Origin of the sequence: Pseudomonas sp. Irchel s3h14, from assembly GCF_900187425.1 — a bacterium.
Lineage (GTDB): Bacteria > Pseudomonadota > Gammaproteobacteria > Pseudomonadales > Pseudomonadaceae > Aquipseudomonas.
On sequence record NZ_FYDJ01000007.1, the window covers coordinates 153,320 to 172,553 of the forward strand.

Sequence of the window (19,234 nt, forward strand, 5' to 3'; positions counted from 1 at the left end):
GAGGTTAAGTAAACGATGGCGAATCCCCAGCGTCTCAGGCTTTGCCATCTCGAGCAACTTGCGCCAGGTCAGTCCTTCGGGTTCAGGATAAAAAACGTAGGTCAGGATGACTTTTTTTTAGTCAACAATGGTGGTCATATTGTTGGGTACAAAAACTCATGCCCGCACTGGCCTGGCTCTTCTATGCCGGTGCTTAAGAATCGCTATCTAGATAGTGAGTCCCGATATATCGTGTGTAGTGGTCATGGCGCATTGTTTGAGGTCGACTCGGGCTTGTGTATAAAAGGTCCTTGTATCGGTCAGCGCTTAATTTCTATAAGTTTGGAAGTTACAGAGGCTGGGGAAATATTTCTCATCGGAGACTGAATGATCTAGGTCTCTGGCTCTGCCGTTTCTGTTCTACATGTTAGCGTAAATCATGTTGTAGAAAATAATAAAAAGAAGGAAGGCGTGATGAAATTTTCAGCTATTTATCGTCTGGTTGTTTGCACTGGCGCCTTGTTTTTTGCTGGTAATTCGATCGCGCTTGAGGGTGGCACTTCGAGCTATCCAGCGGGAATCGTGACCGTCATGAGCGGCGCTGTGGGTGCCCCAGGCGAGACGCATCTCTATACATACAACAAGCTAATCGATATCGACTCAATCCACGATGGGCGAGGTGATAAGGTGTTTCCTAAAGTAAAAGGAAAAATCCACGCTCACGCGTTGCGATTGGTTCACACGCTTGACGGGCCAACGTTGTTAGGAGGCAATGTTTCATTGCAAATAGCAGTTCCTTACGTACAAGGCCATGTGGATATTCCTGCATTGGGGCCGTTCGGTAGGGATTCCGCAAGTGGGATGGCGGATCCGATGTTTGGGGCTCTGGTCAGTTGGCAGTCCCCAACGTATCTTCACAATATAGAGTTGGATTACGTCGCTCCTTGGGGGGAATATGATGAGCACGCACTCATTAACCCCGGTAACAATAGCAGTGTGATTTATGCAGCGTACGCTTTCACTTGGTTTCCCCTGCCGCAAGTGGAGGTGAGTTCAAAGATTAGTACTAATTATAGTTTTGAAAATCAGAAAACTGATTATCAATCAGGTGTGCAAGTCGTAGCAGACTATGGGATAAATTATCGATTCTCCAGTAACTGGTTGGCAGGGGTTGGTGGATATTTGGCAACCCAGCTCAGTGATGATCAGCTTCATGGCAAAGATATCGGCAATCGTACGAAATCTATAAAAGTTGGTCCGCAAATAGGATATGCACATCGGGATTGGGGCCTGTTCGCTGCTTATCAAAGCGACGTGTATGCTCGGAACACTACCGAAGGGGATACGATCATGTTGAATGGGTTTATAAAGTTCTAATTAGGTGCTGTAATTTCGCGCCTGGCTTTTTGTGCAGGCGTTTTTTTTGAGTTAGAAAAGCGGCACGCTTCGGTAATGTCGCGCGAGCCATAGAAGTTCTCGATCTGACGCCCTCGGCAGTTAGTCACCAGCTGGCAGAACTGGAGGCGATGATTGGTCGACAGCTGTTCTCAGAACGGCCAGGGGGTGACATTGACGCCGGTGGGTGAACATACCTCACTGAGATTTCCGGCATCCTGCATAGCCTGGCGGTGGCGACCGAACGCGGCACCAGTGATGTCAGCTTCGACTGTTTGCGGCTGCGCTCATCCCCCCAGTTTCGGCCTGTCGTGGCTGATGCTGCGCCTGGTGCAATTTCGCCAGAGCCATCTCGATATTCAGCTCAACTTCTCGTGTTCCTACGAATCGCTGCATTTCACACACTGAGTTTTGATCGTTCCTACATGACGTGGGAGGCCGCCAGCCACGGGCTTGGGTTTGCCCTGGAAAGCAAGCGGCTTGCGCAGAACTATCTAGCGCGTGAAACGTTGGTTGAGTAGGGCGGCCGTTGAGTGCGCCAATCACTGCACACCACCCGGTTTTCCCGAGAGCGCATTCGATTCCTGATTGGAGGCAGAAAGAATTGGGGCACCTATTTCAGTTATTAACTGCCTGGGCTCAAACCACGGGGTTCGGTGGTGCCGGGTTTCCCCAAGGTTGGCTGTGAGCTGTTCCCCGAGCTGTTCTTCCATTTGATTAGGGCCCTTTGAAAAGTACAATCTTCCGTTCGAAACGTGCATTTTTCGCCGCGCTTTTGCACTCCATACTTGCATGGTCTTTATCGGCGTACTGACTTATTTATCGCGTGTGCGGTGCCTTCAACACGCTCTATAAATACTCTCGCTCGCCGGAACACCACAATCCAATAATAAAGAGACCATCCATGAAAAAGCCAAACCCGCTGCTGGAAGATCTGAGAAGTGTCCTGCCGACTATTGCAGAAAATGCCTTCGAGGCAGAAAAAGCGCGTTGCGTGCCTAACGAAAACATCGCGCTGCTCAAAGGTATTGGCATGCACCGAGCCTTGCAGCCGAAGAAATACGGCGGCATGGAAATTTCCCTCCCTCAATTCGCAGATTGCATCGCATTGTTGGCTGGTTCCTGCGCAAGTACGGCTTGGGCGATGAGTCTGTTGTGTACCCACAGCCATCAAATCGCGATGTTTTCCAGCAAGTTGCAGGATGAGATGTGGGGCCGAGACCCTGACGCCACGGCCAGTAGCAGTATCGCGCCGTTCGGTCGTATCCAGGAGGTGGAGGGGGGCGTCACCTTTAGTGGTGAAATGGGATGGAGTTCAGGCTGTGATCATGCCGAATGGGCCATCATGGGTTTCTTTCGCGAAAATACTGAAGGCACTCGGGATTATTGCTTCGCAGTACTGCCAAGCAGTGACTACGCAATTCGTGATGATTGGTTTGCAGTGGGGATGCGCGGTAGTGGCAGTAAAACTCTGATCGTTGAAGACGCGTTCGTGCCTGAGTATCGCATCCAGAAAGCCAAGGACATGATCGAAGGTAAGTCCGCGGGCTTTGGACTTTATCCGGACAGCAAGATTTTCTTCGCCCCTTATCGGCCTTATTTCGCCAGCGGTTTCTCGACGGTCAGCTTGGGTATTGCCGAGCGCATGCTGGATGTCTTCCGTGAGAAAACCCGCAACCGCGTCCGTGCCTACACTGGTGCCGCTGTCGGCGCAGCCACCCCGGCATTGATGCGCTTGGCGGAATCCACACATCAGGTCGCGGCCGCCCGAGCGCTGCTGGAAAAAAGCTGGGAGGAGATCGCTGAATACAGTGAGCGCCACGAATATCCAAGTCGCTCCACGCTGACGTTCTGGCGTACTAATCAGGGCTACGCCACAAAGATGTGTATCCAGGCAGTGGATCGTCTGATGGAAGCGGCAGGTGGTGGAGCCTGGTTTGAAACCAACGAGCTGCAACGCCTTTTCCGCGACTCCCATCTTACTGGTGCGCACGCATACACCGATTACGATGTCTGTGCACAGATTCTTGGTCGCGAACTGATGGGCCTTGAGCCCGACCCGTCGATGGCCTGAGGCGAGTAGCTGCGACACCACAAGCCCGTTATAAAAACAATCAGGGCACGCTCCTGGGCGTGCTCGGGAGTCTTGCATGTCCGATATTAATGAGATTGCCGTTTCTTCTGCCTTCGATGCGCGTGCATTTCGCCGCGCATTAGGTAACTTCGCCACCGGTGTAACAGTGGTAACAGCCGCCGACCAGAACGGCCGCAAGGTGGGGGTGACGGCCAACAGCTTCAACTCGGTGTCGCTGGATCCGCCATTAATCCTCTGGAGCATCGACAAGCGCTCTTCAAGTCACGGCGTGTTTGAAGAAGCTACACACTTTGCGGTGAACGTGCTTGCTGCCGATCAGATTGATCTTTCGAACAATTTCGCTCGTCCGAAGGATGACCGTTTTGCAGAGGTCGACTTTGAAGCAGGCGAGGGCGGAGCGCCGGTGCTCTCTGACTGCTCGGCACGTTTTCATTGCGAAAAATACCAGCAGGTGGACGGTGGTGATCACTGGATCATGATTGGCAAGGTTGTGGCTTTCGATGATTTTGGTCGTTCACCACTGCTGTATCACCAAGGTGCTTACTCCATGGTGCTGCCGCACACTCGTATGACCAAGAGTGGTGAAGGTCAGCCGCCGAGCAGTCACTTCCAAGGACGACTGAGCCATAATCTTTACTACCTTATGACCCAAGCTCTGCGCGCTTATCAGGCAAGCTATCAGCCGCGGCAATTGTCGACAGGTTTGCGAACCAGTGAGGCACGTATGCTGATGGTGTTAGAAAATGATGCGGGTCTAAGCCTTACCGATCTGCAGCGCGAGGTGGCGATGCCAGTGCGGGAAATAGAAGAGGCCGTTTCCAACCTCACTCGGAAAGGCCTGGTCTGTGAAGAAGATGGGCATTTGCGTCTGACGGTTAAAGGTATCGATGAAACAGAAGGATTGTGGTCAATAGCCCGTGAACAGCAGGAAAAAGTCTTCAGTCAATTCAGCGACGACCAATTGGAAACATTCAAGACCGTGCTGAAAACGGTAATCAGGCTCTGATCTGATTTAGTTAGCGATCAAAATAGACGGCGCCCAAAGCGCCGTTTTTTTATGGAAGTAAGAAGCTTTATGGCTATTTCAGCGTGATAATATTATTAACATGCTAACTAATTTCGAGCCGTTCTTAAATGCCCAAGCACCGACAGTCTCTGACACTCAACTTGCTCCAGGCCCGTGAAGTCGCCATGAGTTTTTTCCGGCCCTCCCTGAAGGATATAGGTCTCACTGAACAACAATGGCGGGTGGTGCGGATTCTCAGTCAGCAGGGCGAATTGGAAATCAATCGCTTGGCGGACTTGGCGTGTATTCTCAAGCCCAGTATGACAGGCGTACTGGCGCGGATGGAAACCGCAGAGCTAGTCGAACGACGGCGCTCAGAACACGACCAGCGTCGAGTGCTGGTGAAACTGACGGTTGCCGGAGATAGCTGTTTTGAAAGTATGAGGGGGCGCATGGAAGAGAACTATGAGCGCTTGCAGGAGCGCTTCGGCGCGGAAAAATTGCAGACGTTGTTGGTGCTGCTCAACGATTTGAAGTCACTTAAGCGTTGATCTCTGGGTGATCACTGCTGGCAAAACCGACCGCCAGCAGTGAGTATTTGCAATTGACCTGAAATCAGTAAGCGCCGCCGGTACTGATGGTGGCCGGGGTATTTTTGAACTTGCTTGTCAGTGCTTGCAGGCCTTGCATCAGTACTGTGGTGTCAACACCCACCGCTACGAATGCCGCGCCGAGCTCGATGTAGCGCCTAGCCAGTTTTTCGTCAGCGCTGAGAATGCCTGGCGCCTTGCCCGCATCGCGGATTCGAATGATCGTGTCTTCAATGACTGCCTGAACTTCGGGATGCCCCGGATTACCGCGATGGCCCATGGCAGCGCTGAGGTCGGCGGGGCCGATAAACACCCCGTCAACGCCCTCGACGGTGACGATGCCATCCAGATTGGCCAGGCCTTTGAGGCTTTCAATCTGCACCAACAGGCATATTTGCTCGTCGGCCTTGTCCAAGTACCCGGGCACGGTATTCCAGCGCGACGCCCGTGCCAGTGCGCTGCCTACACCTCGCACGCCACTGGGCGGATAGCGCACGGCACGCACCAGTTCTCGCGCCTGCTCGGCGCTTTCGACCATTGGCACCAGCAACGTCTGGGTTCCGATGTCCAGAATCTGTTTGATCAACGTTGTGTCGCCGGCGACAGGGCGGATCACCGGATGACTGGCATAGGGAGCTATGGCCTGCAGTTGGCCAAGCATGCTGCGTACGTCATTGGGTGCATGCTCGCCGTCGATCAATAGCCAATCAAAGTCGGCATTGGCTGCCAGCTCCGCGCAGTAGGGGGTGGCGAGACCGAGCCAAAGGCCGATCTGCGCCTTGCCACTTTTCAGGCGCTGTTTGAATGTGTTGATGGGCATGTCCATGAAACGGTCCTCCAAAAATCAGACAAAGCGGCAGGAAATGGAGCCGAGCATGTCGTAATCGACATGGAAGGTATCGCCTGGGTTGGCAGCCACTGGACGGGTAAACGACCCGCCCAGAATAATCTGTCCCGGTTGCAATGTGACGTCGTAAGGTGCGAGTTTGTTGGCCAGCCAGGCGACACCCTTCGCAGGATGATTGAGAACGGCAGCAGACACCCCTGATTCCTCGATCACTCCATTGCGGTACAAAACAGCTGGCACCTTGCGCAGGTCGACTTCATGAGGGCGGACAGCACGGCCACCCATGACCACCCCGGCGTTCGCCGCATTGTCGGAAATGGTGTCGAAGACCTTGCGCGTGGCCTTGGTCTCGGGATCGATCTGTTGGATACGCGCGTCAATGATTTCCAGGGCCGGAATCACCCATTCAGTAGCATCCAGCACATCGAAAATCGTCACGTTCGGGCCTTTGAGCGGCTTGCCGAGTATGAATGCCAGCTCCACTTCAACGCGCGGCACGATGAAGCGGTTAAAGGGGATATCGGTGCCTTCGTCGAACAGCATATCGTCAAGCAACGCGCCGTAATCTGGTTCTGAAATATTTGATGAAACCTGCATGGCCCGAGAGGTCAGGCCAATCTTGTGCCCCACCAGCTTGCGTCCGTTCTTTATTTTCTGCGCCACCCAGGCTCGCTGAATGGCATAGGCATCTTCGATGGTGATCTGTGGATGCGCGAGGGAAAACTGTCCAACTTGCTCACGAGAGCGCTCGGCGTTGTCCAGTTGAGCAGCGGCTTGCTGGATGAATTCTTGATCGAGCATGACGTAGATCTCTTAATGAGGATTGACGATAGCGGCGGGCGTGCGCAGCACCAGAAAGGCGCCCGCGACGATTAGGGCCGCGAGAACGTAGAGGGCAAGACTGGCGCTGTGGGTGGTGTCTCGCATCCAGCCAATCAGATTGGGTGTCAGAAACGAGGCAATACTTCCCAGGGAACTGATCAAGGCGATGCCCGCCGCCTGGGTACTGTTTGATAGGAATGCCGGTGGTAGCTGCCAAAACATCGGCAGTGCGGCGCTCGCGCCCATACCCGCAATCACCAAACCTCCGATTACCATGAAGGGATCGCCAGGCATCAGGCCGGCTACAGCGATACCGAGGGCAGACATGAGCAATGGCACACTCAAGTGCCACCGGCGTTCGCGGCGCCGATCTGATGAGCGCCCGCAGGCGATCATAAAACCGCAGCCTGCCAGGTAGGGCAGGGCACTGAGCAGGCCGACCTGGCCATCGCTGCCTATCCCAGAGCTATGAATCAGGGTAGGCATCCAGAAAGCGAGCGTGTTGACCGCCAACATGACCGCGCAGTAGATCCCCACCAGCAACCAGACCTGCGGATCACGGAGGATACCGCTGAACGAGATGATGGATTTGCGTTGCTCTTCGCCAGCCAGTTGATTGCGCAGTTGGTCTTTCTGCTCGTTGCTCAGCCAGCTCACTGACTCGAAGTTGTCGGGCAGCACCTTGAGCACCAGCAAGCCGAGAAGTACGACTGGTGCGCCTTCAATCAGGAACATCCACTGCCAACCACGTAGGCCCCCAACATCATGAAAGCCTTGCAGGATACCGCCCGATAGAGGGCCACCGACGACCCCGGCCAGCGGCACGGCAATGGCGAACAACGCGGTTACCTGTGCGCGCCTACCGGCCGGATACCAGCGGTTGAGGTACACCAAAATACCTGGGAAAAATCCAGCCTCGGCGACGCCGAGCAAGAAGCGCAACGCGTAGAAACCCTCAGCGTTTTCGATCAACAGCATGCTGGTGGACAAGGTCCCCCAGACGACCATCAACAAAGCGATCCAGCGCCGTGGCCCAATGCGATCCAAGGCTATGTTGCTGGGTACACCGAACATCGCGTACGCCACAAAGAACAGGCCTGCACCAAATCCGTAGACGGTGTCGCTGAAGTGCAGGTCGGTGCCCATCTGCATCTTGGCAAAACCAATATTTATCCGGTCAAGATGAGCGAACAGGTAACACACCAGCAGCAGTGGCATCAGCCGCCAGGTCACCGTGCGGTGGGTCGACGTTGCGGCGTCGCTCAAAGGCTGTGTAACGGAAGTGGCTATGCTCATGATGTTGTACTTTTTTGTGAGAGAGGCCAATGGGGTGAGGAGCTTCTTAGTTCGCCTGTTGCTTGAGAAAGGCATGGACGTTGTTGAGCTTGAAATTCAGCTCGGGGTGCAACTCGATCATTTCAAACGACAGGGCCAGCAGACGTTCTGCCTGTAGCGTTGCAAAGTGGGCGGCAATGACTCCGAACAGTTTTTCCGCGACCTGTTGACGCGTTGCCAAGTCGCGGCCGTGTCCTACCTTCAGCGTCATGTGGACGAAGGCGTAATCGTGTTTGCCGTCGGCCATGCGCCACGTGTCCAGTCGAACTCCGCGGCTACGGATACCCCCCAGCGGAAATACATCGCTGGCGCCAAGTGTGGCGTGAACTTTTTCAAACAGGCCCGGCAAGTCGGCTTGTTGCTCGATGTTGTCAGTGTATTCAGCAATAAAATGCGGCATCGTGCCCTCCTGGTAGTTGGCTGTGTCGAGCGGCGGGCGCTTCCCGGCCGCTTAAGCGAAATTCAGAGCGGGAAAATGGCGTTGATCTGGCCGGTACCGGAGCTGCCAAAAGGTTCTGTGAGCACTTCGACCGGCTTGTTGTAGTCCGGGCCGCCCAGTAGACCTAAAAGCATTGCAGTGTCGTGCATCTTGCCTTCGCCGAAGCAGTGCTCAGCGTAGTCAGGAAGCATCGCGCAGAATTCTTTGAATCGGCCTTCACGCCACAGCTTAACCACGTGCATGTCGACCTGTTTATCGAATTCGCGAGTCCAGTTGTGGATATTGGCTTCCGCTTCACGATCGTCTGAGAAGCGATGCGACAGAGAACCGGAGGCCAGCACCAGGACTTTGTGGTCGCTCTTCTCGATTGCGCGGCGCACGGCGGCGCCGAATGCGAAGCTGTCTTCCAGACGATGCCAGGCACACCAGGCCGCGATGGAAATCACCTTGAGTTTTTCGGCGGCAGGTACATCCATGTGCATGTAGCGCATCGGCACCAGGGTGCCGTATTCCAATTCCAGACTCGGGATGTTGTGGGACAGAGTTCGCACACCGGCAGCGTTGGCTTCCTCTGCGATAAGCTCGCCAAGTTCCGGGCAGCCCGGGTAGTGGTAAACCATGTCCTTGATGAAGTGCGGTAGTTCATTGCTCGTGTAAACACCACTGAAGTGCTCACCGTTGTTCACGTGGTAGCCGCTGTTCACCAGCCAGTGCACGTCGAACACGACGGCGGTGTCGGCACCCAATTCTCGCGCACGACGGCCTATTTCCTTATGTCCGGCGATAGCGGCAGCACGACAGCCGTGGTGTTTGCCCGGCAGTTCGGACAGATACATCGACGGTACATGGCAGACTTTTGCTGCCAGAACGACTTCGCCCATGATGATTCTCCTGAAGTTATTCTTGTTGGTTCAATTCAATGGACAGCGAAGACTACGACGAGCGCGATGCGCGCCCCACCGTAGCCTTCAGCGGCGGCTATCGGCTGCTCATAGTCCCCAGCGCGGGATGTGGTGACTGCCCATGGAAATGCAGACGTTCTTGATCTCGGCGAACACTTCGAAGCTGTATTGGCCTCCTTCACGACCTGTACCGGAACCTTTCACACCGCCGAATGGCTGACGCAAATCACGCACGTTCTGACTGTTGATGAACACCATGCCGGCTTCGATGCCACGGGCCAGGCGATGGGCCTTGCCGATGTCCTGAGTCCAGATGTAGGACGCCAGGCCGTACTCGGTATCGTTGGCCAGTTGCAGGGCTTCGGCTTCGTCCTTGAACGGAATCAGGCACACCACCGGACCAAAGATTTCTTCCTGGGCGATGCGCATCTTGTTATTCACATCGGCGAACACCGTCGGTTGGATAAACTGGCCTTTACTCAGGTGTGCAGGCAAGTTCGCCGGACGGTCAAGACCGCCAGCGAGGAGGGTGGCGCCTTCTTCAATACCGATCTTGATGTAGCCGGTGACCTTGTCGTAGTGGGCCTGTGTGATCATCGAGCCGACCTGGGTTTTCGGGTCTTGCGGATCGCCGACGATCAGGCGTTTGGCACGAGCGGCGAACTCGGCGACGAAGGCCGGGTAAACGCTTTCCTGGATGAAGATCCGGCTGCCAGCGGTGCAGCGCTCACCGTTTAACGAGAAGATGGTGAACAGCGCGGCATCGAGGGCTCGCTCAAGGTCCGCATCTTCAAAAATCAGTACGGGCGACTTGCCCCCCAGCTCCATCGAGTACTTTTTCAATCCTGCGGTCTGCATGATTTTCTTGCCAGTTGCCGTGCCGCCGGTGAACGAAATCGCCCGCACATCCGGGTGCCGTACCAACGCGTCGCCAGCCGTCGCACCGTAGCCCTGAATCACGTTCAGCACACCATTTGGAATGCCGGCTTCAACAGCCAGGCGGCCCAATTCATTGGCGGTCAGCGGTGACAGCTCAGACATCTTCAGCACTGCAGTATTGCCAAGTGCGAGGCAGGGGGCAGTCTTCCAGGTCGCTGTCATGAAAGGCACGTTCCACGGCGACACCAGGCCACACACGCCCACCGGTTGATACATGGTGTAGTTGAGCATCTGGTCGTCGACCGGATAGCTATGACCGTCCATGCGGGTGCAGACTTCGGCGAAAAAGTCGAAGTTGTCCGAGGCACGTGGAATCAACACGTTCTTGGTCTGATGGATCGGCAGGCCGGTGTCCAGGGTTTCCAACTCGGCCAGGTGCGGAACATTCTGCGCGATAAGCTCACCGAGCTTGCGCATCAGTCGGGCACGCTCTTTTGCCGGCGTTTTGGCCCACTTGGGGAAGGCTTCCTTGGCCGCAGCCACGGCCTGAGCGACTTCTTCAGCACCGCCGCTTGCGACTTCGCCGATCGCTTCGCCTGTGGCCGGGTTGTAATTGACGAAAACGTCTTTGCTTTCGACCTCACGGCCGTTGATCCAGTGTTTGATCATGTTGCTCAAGCCTCTTTATGGGCGGAGAAAAATTCCGCTTCACTGACAATTCGATTGACCAGGCGCCCGACGCCCTCGACTTCCACGATCACTTCATCGCCGGGCACGACATCGGCCAAGCCTTCCGGTGTGCCGGTGGCGATCATGTCGCCGGGCTGCAGGGTCATGAAGCTGGATAGATATTCGATCAGGTAAGAGATGTCGAAAATCATGTCCTTGGTGCTGCCTTCCTGCCGCAGTTCACCGTTGATCCAGGTACGCAGTTTCAGATTGCTGGGGTCCGGCACGTCGGCGACGTCGACGATCCACGGGCCGACGGGCGTCGTGGCATCGCGGTTTTTCACCCGCAGGTTGGGTCGGTAGTAGTTTTCCAGGTAGTCACGAATCGCGTAGTCGTTGCACACCGTATAGCCGGCCAGGTACTCAAGGGCATCTTCACGCTTGACGTTGCGTGCGCGCTTGCCGATGACGGCCACCAGTTCACACTCGTAGTGCATGTAGGCGACATTGTCCGGACGCCAAGTGACCTGGTTATGGCCGATGTAAGTGCCGGGGGATTTGATGAATACCAGGGGCTCGGTCGGTGGTTTAAAGGCCAGTTCGGCGGCGTGGTCGGCATAGTTCAGGCCCAGGGCGAACATGCTGCCGGTAGCCGGTGGCAACCACTCAACCTGACTCTCGGCCAGCAGGCGGCCATCGGCCAGGCGCAAGGCGTTGTAGTCTTCAACCTGGGCGAGGTGGATTTCGCCTTCATAGCGAATACGAGCGTGTTTCATGGAAGCTCCTGTTACTCGGCCACGATGTGGTTGACGAGGCGGCCCAGGCCGCTGATTTCAACTTCGACGGTATCGCCGGGCTGGACATCGACACGGCCTTCAGGGGTGCCAGTGATCAGCACATCGCCTTCGTGCAAGGTCATAAACTCGCTGATCTCGGCGATCAGTTGGGAAATGTTGCGGACAAAGTTGGCCGTAGAATTTTCCTGGCGCAGCTCACCATTGACGAACAGCTTCAGGCTCAATTGATGCGGGTTGGCGACCTGGTCACGGGCAACCAGTTCCGGGCCCAGTGAGCAGAAGCCGTCACGGCACTTGGCCTTGACCGCCGGACGGTAGTAGCTGTCTTCGGGCAGGCTGAACTCATTAACGATGGTGTAACCGGCCACATGCTCCAGCGCATGTTCAACGCTGACACGGCTGGCGCTTTTACCGATCACTACACCCAGTGCCGGACCCGGTTGCAGACGAACACCGTACGGAAGAAGCACCACGCCGTCATGGTCATTGCGGGTATTGGGTGTCTTGATGAACAGCACCGGTTTGACCGGTGGTTTCTGATAAGGCGCTTGCTCGAATTCGGCGATGCGTTGGTTCAGCAACCCCTGGTAGTTCAGCGCAACGCCGAACAGGGTGCCGTTCGCAACATTATGCAAGGCACGGCTCATGCTTTTCTCCTGGCAGTGGCGGGGCAGTGACTGCCCCGCAAAATATTCGTTAACCTGTTAACGTTATAATTAATATGTTAACTATCGTCAAGCGTGGCAAAATCTTCCGACAGTGGTTAGCCGCCGCAAACCGGCGCAGGATGAAAACCCTTGCACGGCCAACACCCCGATAAGAAAGAGAATCCAGCGATGATCGATCGTCAGCCGATCCCCAATATCAACATCGGTCAGGTCTACGACCAGCGCTACAGCGATGCCGAAGTGCACTACGACAAACTCGGCAATTTGGCGGAATTCTTCGGCCGCAACATGCCGGTGCATCGACACGATCGGTTCTTTCAGGTGCATTACGTGAAGAGCGGTGCGGTGCGGGTTTATCTGGATGACCAGCAATACCTCGAGTCGGGACCGATGTTTTTTCTCACGCCGCCGACGGTGGCCCATTCCTTTGTCACCGAAGCAGACGCCGACGGGCATGTACTGACCGTGCGCCAGCAACTGGTCTGGCAGTTGATCGATGCCGACCCGAGTCTTGCGCCGGGCGTGCAGTTGCCGGCGGCCTGCGTCGCGCTGGCACGACTGGCGCCGCAATTCGATCCCGAGGTCAGGAGGCTGGAGTTTCTGTTCGAGGAACTGTGCAGCGAGATCAACGCCAATGGACCAGGGCGTGGTTCGGCTCTGGACAGCTTGACGCGATTGATCATGATCAGCCTGCTCAGGCTGTGCGCGAACTCCCTGGAAGCCCGCCCAGCGCGCCATGAGGACTTGCGGATCTTCCACCGCTTCAACGAGTTGATCGAAGACCATTACCTGCAGCACTGGCCTCTGGCGCGCTATGCAGACAGTATTGGTGTTACCGAGGCGCGGCTGAATGACGTCTGTCGACGGATTGCCGACCTGCCGTCGAAACGGCTGGTCCTCGAACGAATGATGCAGGAAGCCAAGCGCCTGCTGCTGTTCACCGGTAGTTCGGCCAATGAAATCTGCTACCAGTTGGGCTTCAAGGACCCGGCTTATTTCAGTCGTTTCTTCCAGCGTTATGCGCAGGCAACCCCAGGGGAATATCGCCTGCGGCAGTCGGGTTTGCGCTGAGGTAGTCATGTGCGTTTTTCGATTGGCTTCCAGTGTCTGTCGAGCAATCATGGTCGCAGCCGGCGCCTTGAAAAATGGCTTTTACAAGGAACCGATTGCACTTTTCATGGATGAGGCAGCGCAAGGGCAAACTGGCTTTGTCCTTGATAGTTGCGTGCACCCTGTGCCGACTTTAAGCTTTGTTCCTTCATCCTCTTTTTGTGCGTGAAACATGCCGACTCCCAGACCGTCCCTTACGCTCACCTTGTTGCAGGCCCGTGAAGCGGCCATGGCATTTTTCCGACCGCTGCTTAACGAATATGAATTGACCGAACAGCAATGGCGGGTGATTCGCATCCTGCGTCAGCAGGGCGAACTGGAAAGCCATCAACTGGCTCACCTGGCGTGTATCCTCAAGCCAAGCATGACTGGGGTTCTGTCCCGGCTCGAGCGCGACGGTATCGTCCGGCGCAGGAAGTCTTCCGAAGATCAGCGACGAGTGTTCGTCGCTCTCACCGAGCTGGGGCAGCAATGTTTCGTCGACATGAGTGCCGGGATGGAAAGCAATTACTTGAAGATTCAGGAACAGTTTGGCGAGGAACCGCTTGAGCAGTTGCTGGAACTGCTCAATAAGCTGAAGAACATCAAGCCCTGACCGCCCGGAGTTGATGAGCGTGCTCACTATCGCTCGGTGCGAGCCACCAATGTCAGTCGCCGACGGAGTGAGGCTCCATCCGAGCTCTGGCATGCTCAGCGTTTAGATTATTTTTGTTGTTATGAAGAGTGGGCGTCCGGCGCTTCAACCGACCTGGCCGTTGCGCGGTTGCCGTTCGGCGTCGGCACGTTTCTTCAAGTAGATGCGGGTGACCACGGCAGGGGCGTCACTGGCCACAGATATCTCATAATGTTGCTCATCGCGATCGTCGAGCGCAGTCTCCAAAGCTCCGAGACCCTGCACATCCTCGTTGAATGCGGCGAACAGTTGCTCATGCATGAATTCCCCGAGGGCTTGGTCATGCCGGGCGAAGTCACGGCCGTGGACGATGAAGTAATGCAGGCTGTTGAGGGTTTCCGGGGTCAGTATGTGCGCGGTACGGATGTGGAACTGCTCCCGGCCCTCGACCGGTTGGGCGCTGTCATAGAAGGTCACGCTGACCCGGTGCAAGGCCGGAGATAGAAACTCTGAGGTGGCGATGCGTGCTGCCGTCGTGCAGCCCTCGAGGCCGGTTGTCCTGCCCCAGACCGGCGACAGGGTGGTCGGTACCACTTCGCGGATCAGCGTGTAGTGGCCTTCCTTGAAATCGAGCTTATAGGGCGCGCAGGCATAGTCCGGAGTCCCGATGGTGTTGGCATGGAGAAAACTCAGGTGGGTAAGGTCCATGAGGTTCTCATGCAGGCTGACGTAGTTGCCAGGATGATGGAAGTAACCGGAGGTGCAGGCCCAGGCCGGGTCGTCTATCCAGTCCTGGCGCGGGATCAGCCCGGTATCGGCAAGGGACTCATCGCCCAGCCAGATCCACAATAGGGGGCCCTGGCGTACCAGTGGATAGCGGCGAATGCCGATACCTCGCGGGCAGTTCTTTTGCGAGGGTACCTGTGTCAGGTCGCCGGACTGGTCGTAGCGGAAACCGTGGTAGCCACAGACGACGCTGTCGTCCTCCAGATGTCCACGCGACAAGGGGAACGAGCGATGGGCGCAGCGGTCTTCCAAGGCAACCGGTTCACCGTCTTGGGTCCGGTACATCACCACTCGACGGTCCAGCAATCGACGCGCCAATAAGTGGCGGCCCACTTCATGGTCGAAGGCGGCGACGTACCACTCATTGTAGATGAACGGAGTATCGCGATTGGCCATCGGTTCGCTGGCCTTGCGGGCTTGGGTAATCAGGTTGCCGGTCGGGATTGACAAAAGGAGGCTCCTCCAGGGATCTGTAGCAGGGCAAAGAAAGGCTGTCGGCGAGGGTGCAGCCCATGCATTTGTTGTTGTCGCGCCAGCTTACGAGCGGCGGCATGGCGTGGTGTCAACCGGGAGGTGGACAAGTCGGATCATTGCTAGCACACTCATCGTTAACAAGTTAATCATGTGGGCGTGTTTCGATTGCCTATCCGAATACAACAATATTGATCCCACGCCGCCATGATTCGTCTCAGCGCCCCGCCAGTTTCTGTCTTGCCCCAGGATGTTCGTCATTTCAGCGAGCTGGTCTGCACTCTGGGCACCGAGGGCTTTCCTGGCGCGCTTCTGGCGTACCTTGGTCAGTGGGTTGATTGTCAGCATTTTTCCGTCGTGCGCATGGCCGGCAAACGACCGCAGTTGCTGGCTGTCGGCACCCGCCACCAAGACACCGGTCTGGTATTGCGCTGCGGCCAGGCCTATATCGAGCGCTACTATCGCCACGACCCGCTGTTCGAGCCGTTGCGGGCAGCGCCAGGGCAAATCGGCCATCTGCTGGCACAGGACATCCGTTTCTTGCCGTATCGGGAAGCGATCTATCTGCGCCACGGCATGATCGAGCGGCTATCGAGCCTGTACTTGGACGAGCAGGAGCGCCCGGTGCTGTTCAACCTCTACCGTCACCGCGACCAGGGTTTTTTCAGCGAACGCGAATTGCAGATGTGCGAAGCCCTCAGCCCTGCGTTACTGCAATTACTGCGCGGTCACATGGCTCTGATCGGTTTGAACCGCGTCAAGGATCATGATCAGCAACTGCTCCTGCATTGCCCTGACCTCACCGCGCAAGAGCTGAAAATCTGCAGCCGCCTGCTTCGGGGAATGACCCATGCCGGCGTCGCCGCCGACCTTGGAATCAAGGAAAGCACTGTGAAGACCTTCCGCAACCGGGCGTTCGAACGACTAGGGATCAACTTTCGCAGCCAGTTGTTCGCGCTGTTCACGGCGGGTGGCTGAACCCTGCTCAATCCGCACCGAGTATTTCCTCGTCGTTCGGTCCTTGACTGGTGCGCTGGCGCGTCAAGTGGACGGTAGCTGAGCGCAAGATGCCGGTTTGAGCGTGCTCCAGTCTCCTGACGCGTAAGCCCCCATCATTTTTTGCAAACGATCCTTGGCTTCGTCGCCAAACGGGCACACTTTACGGGTGTCGAGATTCACATGCACCGCCGTTTGCTGCATGGTCGCGCTGAGATAGTTTTGCTCGTCATGGAAGAGCTCGACCTGAGTCACCAGGCGTTTCTCGTCAAATCTCAGGGGCGTGAGCTCCACACGCAGTGGATCGCCCGCGCTGACCTCCCTGAGGTATTTCAGATTGGCCTCAACGGTAAATAGCCCGCAATTGCGCTCCCGTGTGTATCCCTCGCCCAGCCCGAACTGCTCCAAAATGCGATGGCCCAAGTCATCAAGGAGCTTGACGTAATACGCCATGTTCATATGGCCGTAGAGGTCGATCCATTCATCTCTGACGACTGCCTTCTCGCAGGGCTTTGCGTTCGGTTGCGGAATGTTCATTAGCTGGCTCCTTGTATGTGAAATGTACTATTACGGTGCAGAACCGGAACCGGGCATCCTGACTGGTGCGTTAATGTCGCCTTTTTCCAGTTCGCCGGGGAATACTGAGTGCAACCACTGTCGCAGCCGGACAATGGCTTGATCATTCCATTTTCGAGTGGGAGCGATGAAGTAATACCCGCCTAGACGAATCGTCATCGGCAATACATCGATCAGTTCGCCAGCAGCGATTTTTTCATCGGCCAGCAGCTCGCTGACGAGTGCCACACCCTGACCCATGCAGGCCGCTTCGAGGGTGAGGTGACCGTGCCACAGCCGTGGTCCGCGCAACCTGGGAATATCTGTAACACCGGCGATGCTGAACCATTGCGACCAGCGCTGCGTATTACGCTCATGGATCAACGGTAACTCCAGCAAGTCTTCGGCGCAGGTCACCTCGGCAAAACGATTGCAAAACGCGGGGCTGGCCACTGCCCGGATCAAGGGGCGGGCGAAAAGCTCTGCGCACAGTTCCTCGCCGAGATTCAGCTCCTCCAGATAGACAATCTCGGCATCCGCTTCATTGCGACTGAAGTCGGGGCGTGTACTGGTCGGCTCGAGTGTCAGCTCACGACCGCTGAGTGCCTCTTCAAGCTCGCCCAGTCTTCCCAGCAAACGCCTGGAAGCGAGGCCCGCCATGCAGCAGACGTGCAGCGCGTCTTCGCCCTGACGCAGGTCGCTGCTCGCGTCCGCGATGATATCCAGTGCCCGCCGAAGCTGTGCCGCGTAGCGCTGACCTTCACGCGTCATCTCAAGTCCGCGACCTGACTTCTTGACCAGTTTCGTGCCGACGGCGGCTTCCAGATTTTGTATATGCCTGGAGATCACGGTATGTGAAACCGAGAGTTCTTCTGCGCACTGCCGCACGCTTCCACAACGACTGAATCCTTCGAAGGCGCGTACGGCGAGTAGGGGCGGTAGTCGTCGATTCATAGGTATTCCAGGCCTCGGGTGTTAACGATAATCGCAAGTCTCATGCCAATGCATCGGTGCATTTAATGCACCAGTCAGGCGTTTTCTAACTGCTTGTTCGCACGGCCCTCCATGACGGAATTTGTGGGTCATGGCTTTCGATCTTTTCAGGAGTATGCCTTGAACCTTTCCGGACGCGCCGCCATTGTCGGCGCCTATGAATCACCCCGCAGGGATGCGCCGAATGTTCATCCTTTCGCGATCCAGGTGGAGTGTATCCAGGCAGCGCTGGTGCAAGCCGGGCTGACCCTTGGGGACGTCGATGGTTTATGTGTGGCGTCGGGCGACTGGGCCGAGGGGGGCGGTGTCAACAGCGTGACTGAAATGGCCGAGTACCTGGGCATAGAGCCGCGCTGGTTCGACAGCACCGACGTTGGCGGTTGTTCCTATCTCGTTCATGCCGCCCACGCGGCAGTGGCGATTGCTGCCGGGTTGGCCGATGTCGTGGTGATCAGCTACGCCGCGTCACCGCGTTGGTGGCCATTGAAGACCCCTTCATTCGATCCTTTCGTCCTCCCTGCCGGCCCGGGACAGTTTGAATTGCCATTCGCGCCGACGCTCATCTCAACGTATGCCATGTATGCCCAGCGTCATATGCACCTCTATGGCACTACGGCCGAGCAGTTAGCGCAGGTGGCCGTAACATTCCGGCAACATGCCGCTGCAAATCCCGATGCGTTTCTGGGCGGCAAACCCATCACTGTAGAAGATGTTCTGAATTCATCCATGATCGCGTCGCCGTTGCACCGGCTCGATTGCTGCGTCGTGACTGACGGCGGCGGAGCAATCGTGATGACAACCCGGGAGCGCGCAGCAGATTGTCGGAAAAAGCCGGTTTACGTGAGCGGTTTCGGCATGGCCACACAGCGTACTCAAATCAGCCAGATGTCCCGCGAACTCATTACGCCTGCCGCTCGAACCGGCCCCCGCGCCTTCGAAATGGCCGGGTTGAAGCCTGCCGATATCGACGTTGCGCAGCTCTATGATGCCTTCACGATCACACCAATGCTGGCCCTTGAGGACCTTGGAATCTGCCCTCGGGGTGAAAGCGGGCGGTTCGTGGCGGACGGCCATCTGAGCATCGGCGGTTCTCTACCCTGCAACACCGACGGAGGCGGGCTGGCGTCGAACCATCCGGGCAAGCGCGGCCTGCTGGCGCTGATCGAAGGCGTCCGGCAATTGCTCGGTGAAGGGCCTGGCGTGCAGGTGAAAGACGCGGAGGTCGCGTTGGTTCATGGGCTGGGCGGAACATTCTGTGCCGCTGCCACCGTCATTCTGACCGTCTGA

General features: G+C 56.5%; 20 protein-coding genes and 1 pseudogene. 10 read left to right on the plus strand and 11 right to left on the minus strand.

What is annotated here, in order from left to right; translation table 11 throughout:
- Positions 1–15: 15 nt before the first annotated feature.
- The 6 genes and pseudogenes from CKW16_RS32875 to hpaR (CKW16_RS16010) all read left to right on the plus strand — a co-directional run bounded on the left by CKW16_RS32875 (position 16) and on the right by hpaR (CKW16_RS16010) (position 5,026).
- Positions 16–366, plus strand: coding sequence for a Rieske 2Fe-2S domain-containing protein (locus tag CKW16_RS32875; RefSeq protein WP_095129219.1), 351 nt, complete (start codon positions 16–18; stop codon positions 364–366).
- A gap of 87 nt (positions 367–453) precedes the next feature.
- Entirely contained in the window at positions 454–1,356 is a 903-nt protein-coding gene (locus tag CKW16_RS15990; protein WP_095129220.1) for a transporter, read from the plus strand.
- A 56-nt stretch (positions 1,357–1,412) separates the two neighbouring features.
- Positions 1,413–1,993: pseudogene (locus tag CKW16_RS15995) on the plus strand (LysR family transcriptional regulator); the annotation flags it as partial.
- A 285-nt stretch (positions 1,994–2,278) separates the two neighbouring features.
- On the plus strand, positions 2,279–3,448 hold the full coding sequence (locus tag CKW16_RS16000; protein WP_095129221.1) for a p-hydroxyphenylacetate 3-hydroxylase oxygenase component: 1,170 nt from the start codon (positions 2,279–2,281) through the stop codon (positions 3,446–3,448).
- A 76-nt stretch (positions 3,449–3,524) separates the two neighbouring features.
- Complete coding sequence (locus tag CKW16_RS16005; RefSeq protein WP_095129222.1) at positions 3,525–4,475, plus strand: p-hydroxyphenylacetate 3-hydroxylase reductase component; 951 nt, start codon at positions 3,525–3,527, stop codon at positions 4,473–4,475.
- Between the two features lie 128 nt (positions 4,476–4,603).
- Entirely contained in the window at positions 4,604–5,026 is a 423-nt protein-coding gene (gene hpaR / locus CKW16_RS16010; protein ID WP_095129223.1) for a homoprotocatechuate degradation operon regulator HpaR, read from the plus strand.
- Positions 5,027–5,090: 64 nt separating this feature from the next.
- On the opposite strand, the gene hpaI is transcribed toward hpaR (CKW16_RS16010), so the two are convergent.
- The 8 genes from hpaI to CKW16_RS16050 all read right to left on the minus strand — a co-directional run bounded on the left by hpaI (position 5,091) and on the right by CKW16_RS16050 (position 12,402).
- Positions 5,091–5,891 (minus strand): 4-hydroxy-2-oxoheptanedioate aldolase, encoded by an 801-nt coding sequence (gene hpaI, locus CKW16_RS16015; protein WP_095129224.1) that lies wholly within the window; start codon positions 5,889–5,891, stop codon positions 5,091–5,093.
- Positions 5,892–5,909: 18 nt separating this feature from the next.
- Complete coding sequence (hpaH, locus tag CKW16_RS16020) at positions 5,910–6,713, minus strand: 2-oxo-hept-4-ene-1,7-dioate hydratase (RefSeq protein ID WP_095129225.1); 804 nt, start codon at positions 6,711–6,713, stop codon at positions 5,910–5,912.
- 12 nt (positions 6,714–6,725) lie between these two features.
- Positions 6,726–8,030 carry an MFS transporter gene (locus CKW16_RS16025; RefSeq protein ID WP_095129226.1) on the minus strand — a complete coding sequence of 435 codons (1,305 nt, stop codon included), beginning with the start codon at positions 8,028–8,030 and terminating at the stop codon, positions 6,726–6,728.
- A 46-nt stretch (positions 8,031–8,076) separates the two neighbouring features.
- Complete coding sequence (locus tag CKW16_RS16030) at positions 8,077–8,469, minus strand: 5-carboxymethyl-2-hydroxymuconate Delta-isomerase (protein WP_095129227.1); 393 nt, start codon at positions 8,467–8,469, stop codon at positions 8,077–8,079.
- A gap of 62 nt (positions 8,470–8,531) precedes the next feature.
- Positions 8,532–9,389: a 3,4-dihydroxyphenylacetate 2,3-dioxygenase gene (hpaD, locus tag CKW16_RS16035; RefSeq protein WP_095129228.1), complete on the minus strand. Its 858-nt coding sequence runs from the start codon at positions 9,387–9,389 to the stop codon at positions 8,532–8,534.
- A gap of 108 nt (positions 9,390–9,497) precedes the next feature.
- Positions 9,498–10,958: a 5-carboxymethyl-2-hydroxymuconate semialdehyde dehydrogenase gene (gene hpaE, locus CKW16_RS16040; RefSeq protein WP_095129229.1), complete on the minus strand. Its 1,461-nt coding sequence runs from the start codon at positions 10,956–10,958 to the stop codon at positions 9,498–9,500.
- Between the two features lie 5 nt (positions 10,959–10,963).
- Positions 10,964–11,734, minus strand: a complete 771-nt coding sequence (locus tag CKW16_RS16045; protein ID WP_095129230.1) for a fumarylacetoacetate hydrolase family protein — start codon at positions 11,732–11,734, stop codon at positions 10,964–10,966.
- An 11-nt stretch (positions 11,735–11,745) separates the two neighbouring features.
- Complete coding sequence (locus tag CKW16_RS16050) at positions 11,746–12,402, minus strand: fumarylacetoacetate hydrolase family protein (protein ID WP_095129231.1); 657 nt, start codon at positions 12,400–12,402, stop codon at positions 11,746–11,748.
- A 189-nt stretch (positions 12,403–12,591) separates the two neighbouring features.
- Between CKW16_RS16050 and hpaA the strand changes: the two genes are divergently transcribed.
- The gene (hpaA, locus tag CKW16_RS16055) at positions 12,592–13,494 is read left to right on the plus strand and encodes a 4-hydroxyphenylacetate catabolism regulatory protein HpaA (RefSeq protein ID WP_095129232.1); all 903 of its coding nucleotides are present in this window, start codon (positions 12,592–12,594) and stop codon (positions 13,492–13,494) included.
- Between the two features lie 211 nt (positions 13,495–13,705).
- Positions 13,706–14,128 carry a homoprotocatechuate degradation operon regulator HpaR gene (gene hpaR / locus CKW16_RS16060; protein WP_095129233.1) on the plus strand — a complete coding sequence of 141 codons (423 nt, stop codon included), beginning with the start codon at positions 13,706–13,708 and terminating at the stop codon, positions 14,126–14,128.
- A gap of 144 nt (positions 14,129–14,272) precedes the next feature.
- Here the strand turns inward: hpaR (CKW16_RS16060) and CKW16_RS16065 are convergent, their stop codons facing one another.
- On the minus strand, positions 14,273–15,382 hold the full coding sequence (locus tag CKW16_RS16065; RefSeq protein WP_095129234.1) for an aromatic ring-hydroxylating dioxygenase subunit alpha: 1,110 nt from the start codon (positions 15,380–15,382) through the stop codon (positions 14,273–14,275).
- A 228-nt stretch (positions 15,383–15,610) separates the two neighbouring features.
- Here CKW16_RS16065 and CKW16_RS16070 point away from each other — a divergent pair, with 228 nt between their 5' ends.
- Positions 15,611–16,381 carry a helix-turn-helix transcriptional regulator gene (locus CKW16_RS16070; RefSeq protein WP_095129235.1) on the plus strand — a complete coding sequence of 257 codons (771 nt, stop codon included), beginning with the start codon at positions 15,611–15,613 and terminating at the stop codon, positions 16,379–16,381.
- A 63-nt stretch (positions 16,382–16,444) separates the two neighbouring features.
- Here CKW16_RS16070 and CKW16_RS16075 read toward each other — a convergent pair whose 3' ends face one another.
- Both CKW16_RS16075 and CKW16_RS16080 read right to left on the minus strand, forming a co-directional pair.
- Complete coding sequence (locus CKW16_RS16075; RefSeq protein ID WP_095129236.1) at positions 16,445–16,936, minus strand: thioesterase family protein; 492 nt, start codon at positions 16,934–16,936, stop codon at positions 16,445–16,447.
- Between the two features lie 30 nt (positions 16,937–16,966).
- Positions 16,967–17,908 carry a LysR family transcriptional regulator gene (locus CKW16_RS16080; protein WP_095129237.1) on the minus strand — a complete coding sequence of 314 codons (942 nt, stop codon included), beginning with the start codon at positions 17,906–17,908 and terminating at the stop codon, positions 16,967–16,969.
- 159 nt (positions 17,909–18,067) lie between these two features.
- On the opposite strand from CKW16_RS16080, the gene CKW16_RS16085 reads away from it, so the two are divergent.
- Positions 18,068–19,234: a hypothetical protein gene (locus CKW16_RS16085; RefSeq protein ID WP_095129238.1), complete on the plus strand. Its 1,167-nt coding sequence runs from the start codon at positions 18,068–18,070 to the stop codon at positions 19,232–19,234.

What these genes read in the sequence shown, in the direction of transcription:
- CKW16_RS32875 (WP_095129219.1), top strand. Translation starts at nt 16, where the DNA reads ATGGCGAATCCCCAGCGTCTCAGGCTTTGCCATCTCGAGCAACTTGCG.
- CKW16_RS15990 (WP_095129220.1), top strand. Translation starts at nt 454, where the DNA reads ATGAAATTTTCAGCTATTTATCGTCTGGTTGTTTGCACTGGCGCCTTG.
- CKW16_RS16000 (WP_095129221.1), top strand. Translation starts at nt 2,279, where the DNA reads ATGAAAAAGCCAAACCCGCTGCTGGAAGATCTGAGAAGTGTCCTGCCG.
- CKW16_RS16005 (WP_095129222.1), top strand. Translation starts at nt 3,525, where the DNA reads ATGTCCGATATTAATGAGATTGCCGTTTCTTCTGCCTTCGATGCGCGT.
- hpaR (WP_095129223.1), top strand. Translation starts at nt 4,604, where the DNA reads ATGCCCAAGCACCGACAGTCTCTGACACTCAACTTGCTCCAGGCCCGT.
- hpaI (WP_095129224.1), bottom strand. Translation starts at nt 5,891, where the DNA reads ATGGACATGCCCATCAACACATTCAAACAGCGCCTGAAAAGTGGCAAG.
- hpaH (WP_095129225.1), bottom strand. Translation starts at nt 6,713, where the DNA reads ATGCTCGATCAAGAATTCATCCAGCAAGCCGCTGCTCAACTGGACAAC.
- CKW16_RS16025 (WP_095129226.1), bottom strand. Translation starts at nt 8,030, where the DNA reads ATGAGCATAGCCACTTCCGTTACACAGCCTTTGAGCGACGCCGCAACG.
- CKW16_RS16030 (WP_095129227.1), bottom strand. Translation starts at nt 8,469, where the DNA reads ATGCCGCATTTTATTGCTGAATACACTGACAACATCGAGCAACAAGCC.
- hpaD (WP_095129228.1), bottom strand. Translation starts at nt 9,389, where the DNA reads ATGGGCGAAGTCGTTCTGGCAGCAAAAGTCTGCCATGTACCGTCGATG.
- hpaE (WP_095129229.1), bottom strand. Translation starts at nt 10,958, where the DNA reads ATGATCAAACACTGGATCAACGGCCGTGAGGTCGAAAGCAAAGACGTT.
- CKW16_RS16045 (WP_095129230.1), bottom strand. Translation starts at nt 11,734, where the DNA reads ATGAAACACGCTCGTATTCGCTATGAAGGCGAAATCCACCTCGCCCAG.
- CKW16_RS16050 (WP_095129231.1), bottom strand. Translation starts at nt 12,402, where the DNA reads ATGAGCCGTGCCTTGCATAATGTTGCGAACGGCACCCTGTTCGGCGTT.
- hpaA (WP_095129232.1), top strand. Translation starts at nt 12,592, where the DNA reads ATGATCGATCGTCAGCCGATCCCCAATATCAACATCGGTCAGGTCTAC.
- hpaR (WP_095129233.1), top strand. Translation starts at nt 13,706, where the DNA reads ATGCCGACTCCCAGACCGTCCCTTACGCTCACCTTGTTGCAGGCCCGT.
- CKW16_RS16070 (WP_095129235.1), top strand. Translation starts at nt 15,611, where the DNA reads ATGATTCGTCTCAGCGCCCCGCCAGTTTCTGTCTTGCCCCAGGATGTT.
- CKW16_RS16075 (WP_095129236.1), bottom strand. Translation starts at nt 16,936, where the DNA reads ATGAACATTCCGCAACCGAACGCAAAGCCCTGCGAGAAGGCAGTCGTC.
- CKW16_RS16080 (WP_095129237.1), bottom strand. Translation starts at nt 17,908, where the DNA reads ATGAATCGACGACTACCGCCCCTACTCGCCGTACGCGCCTTCGAAGGA.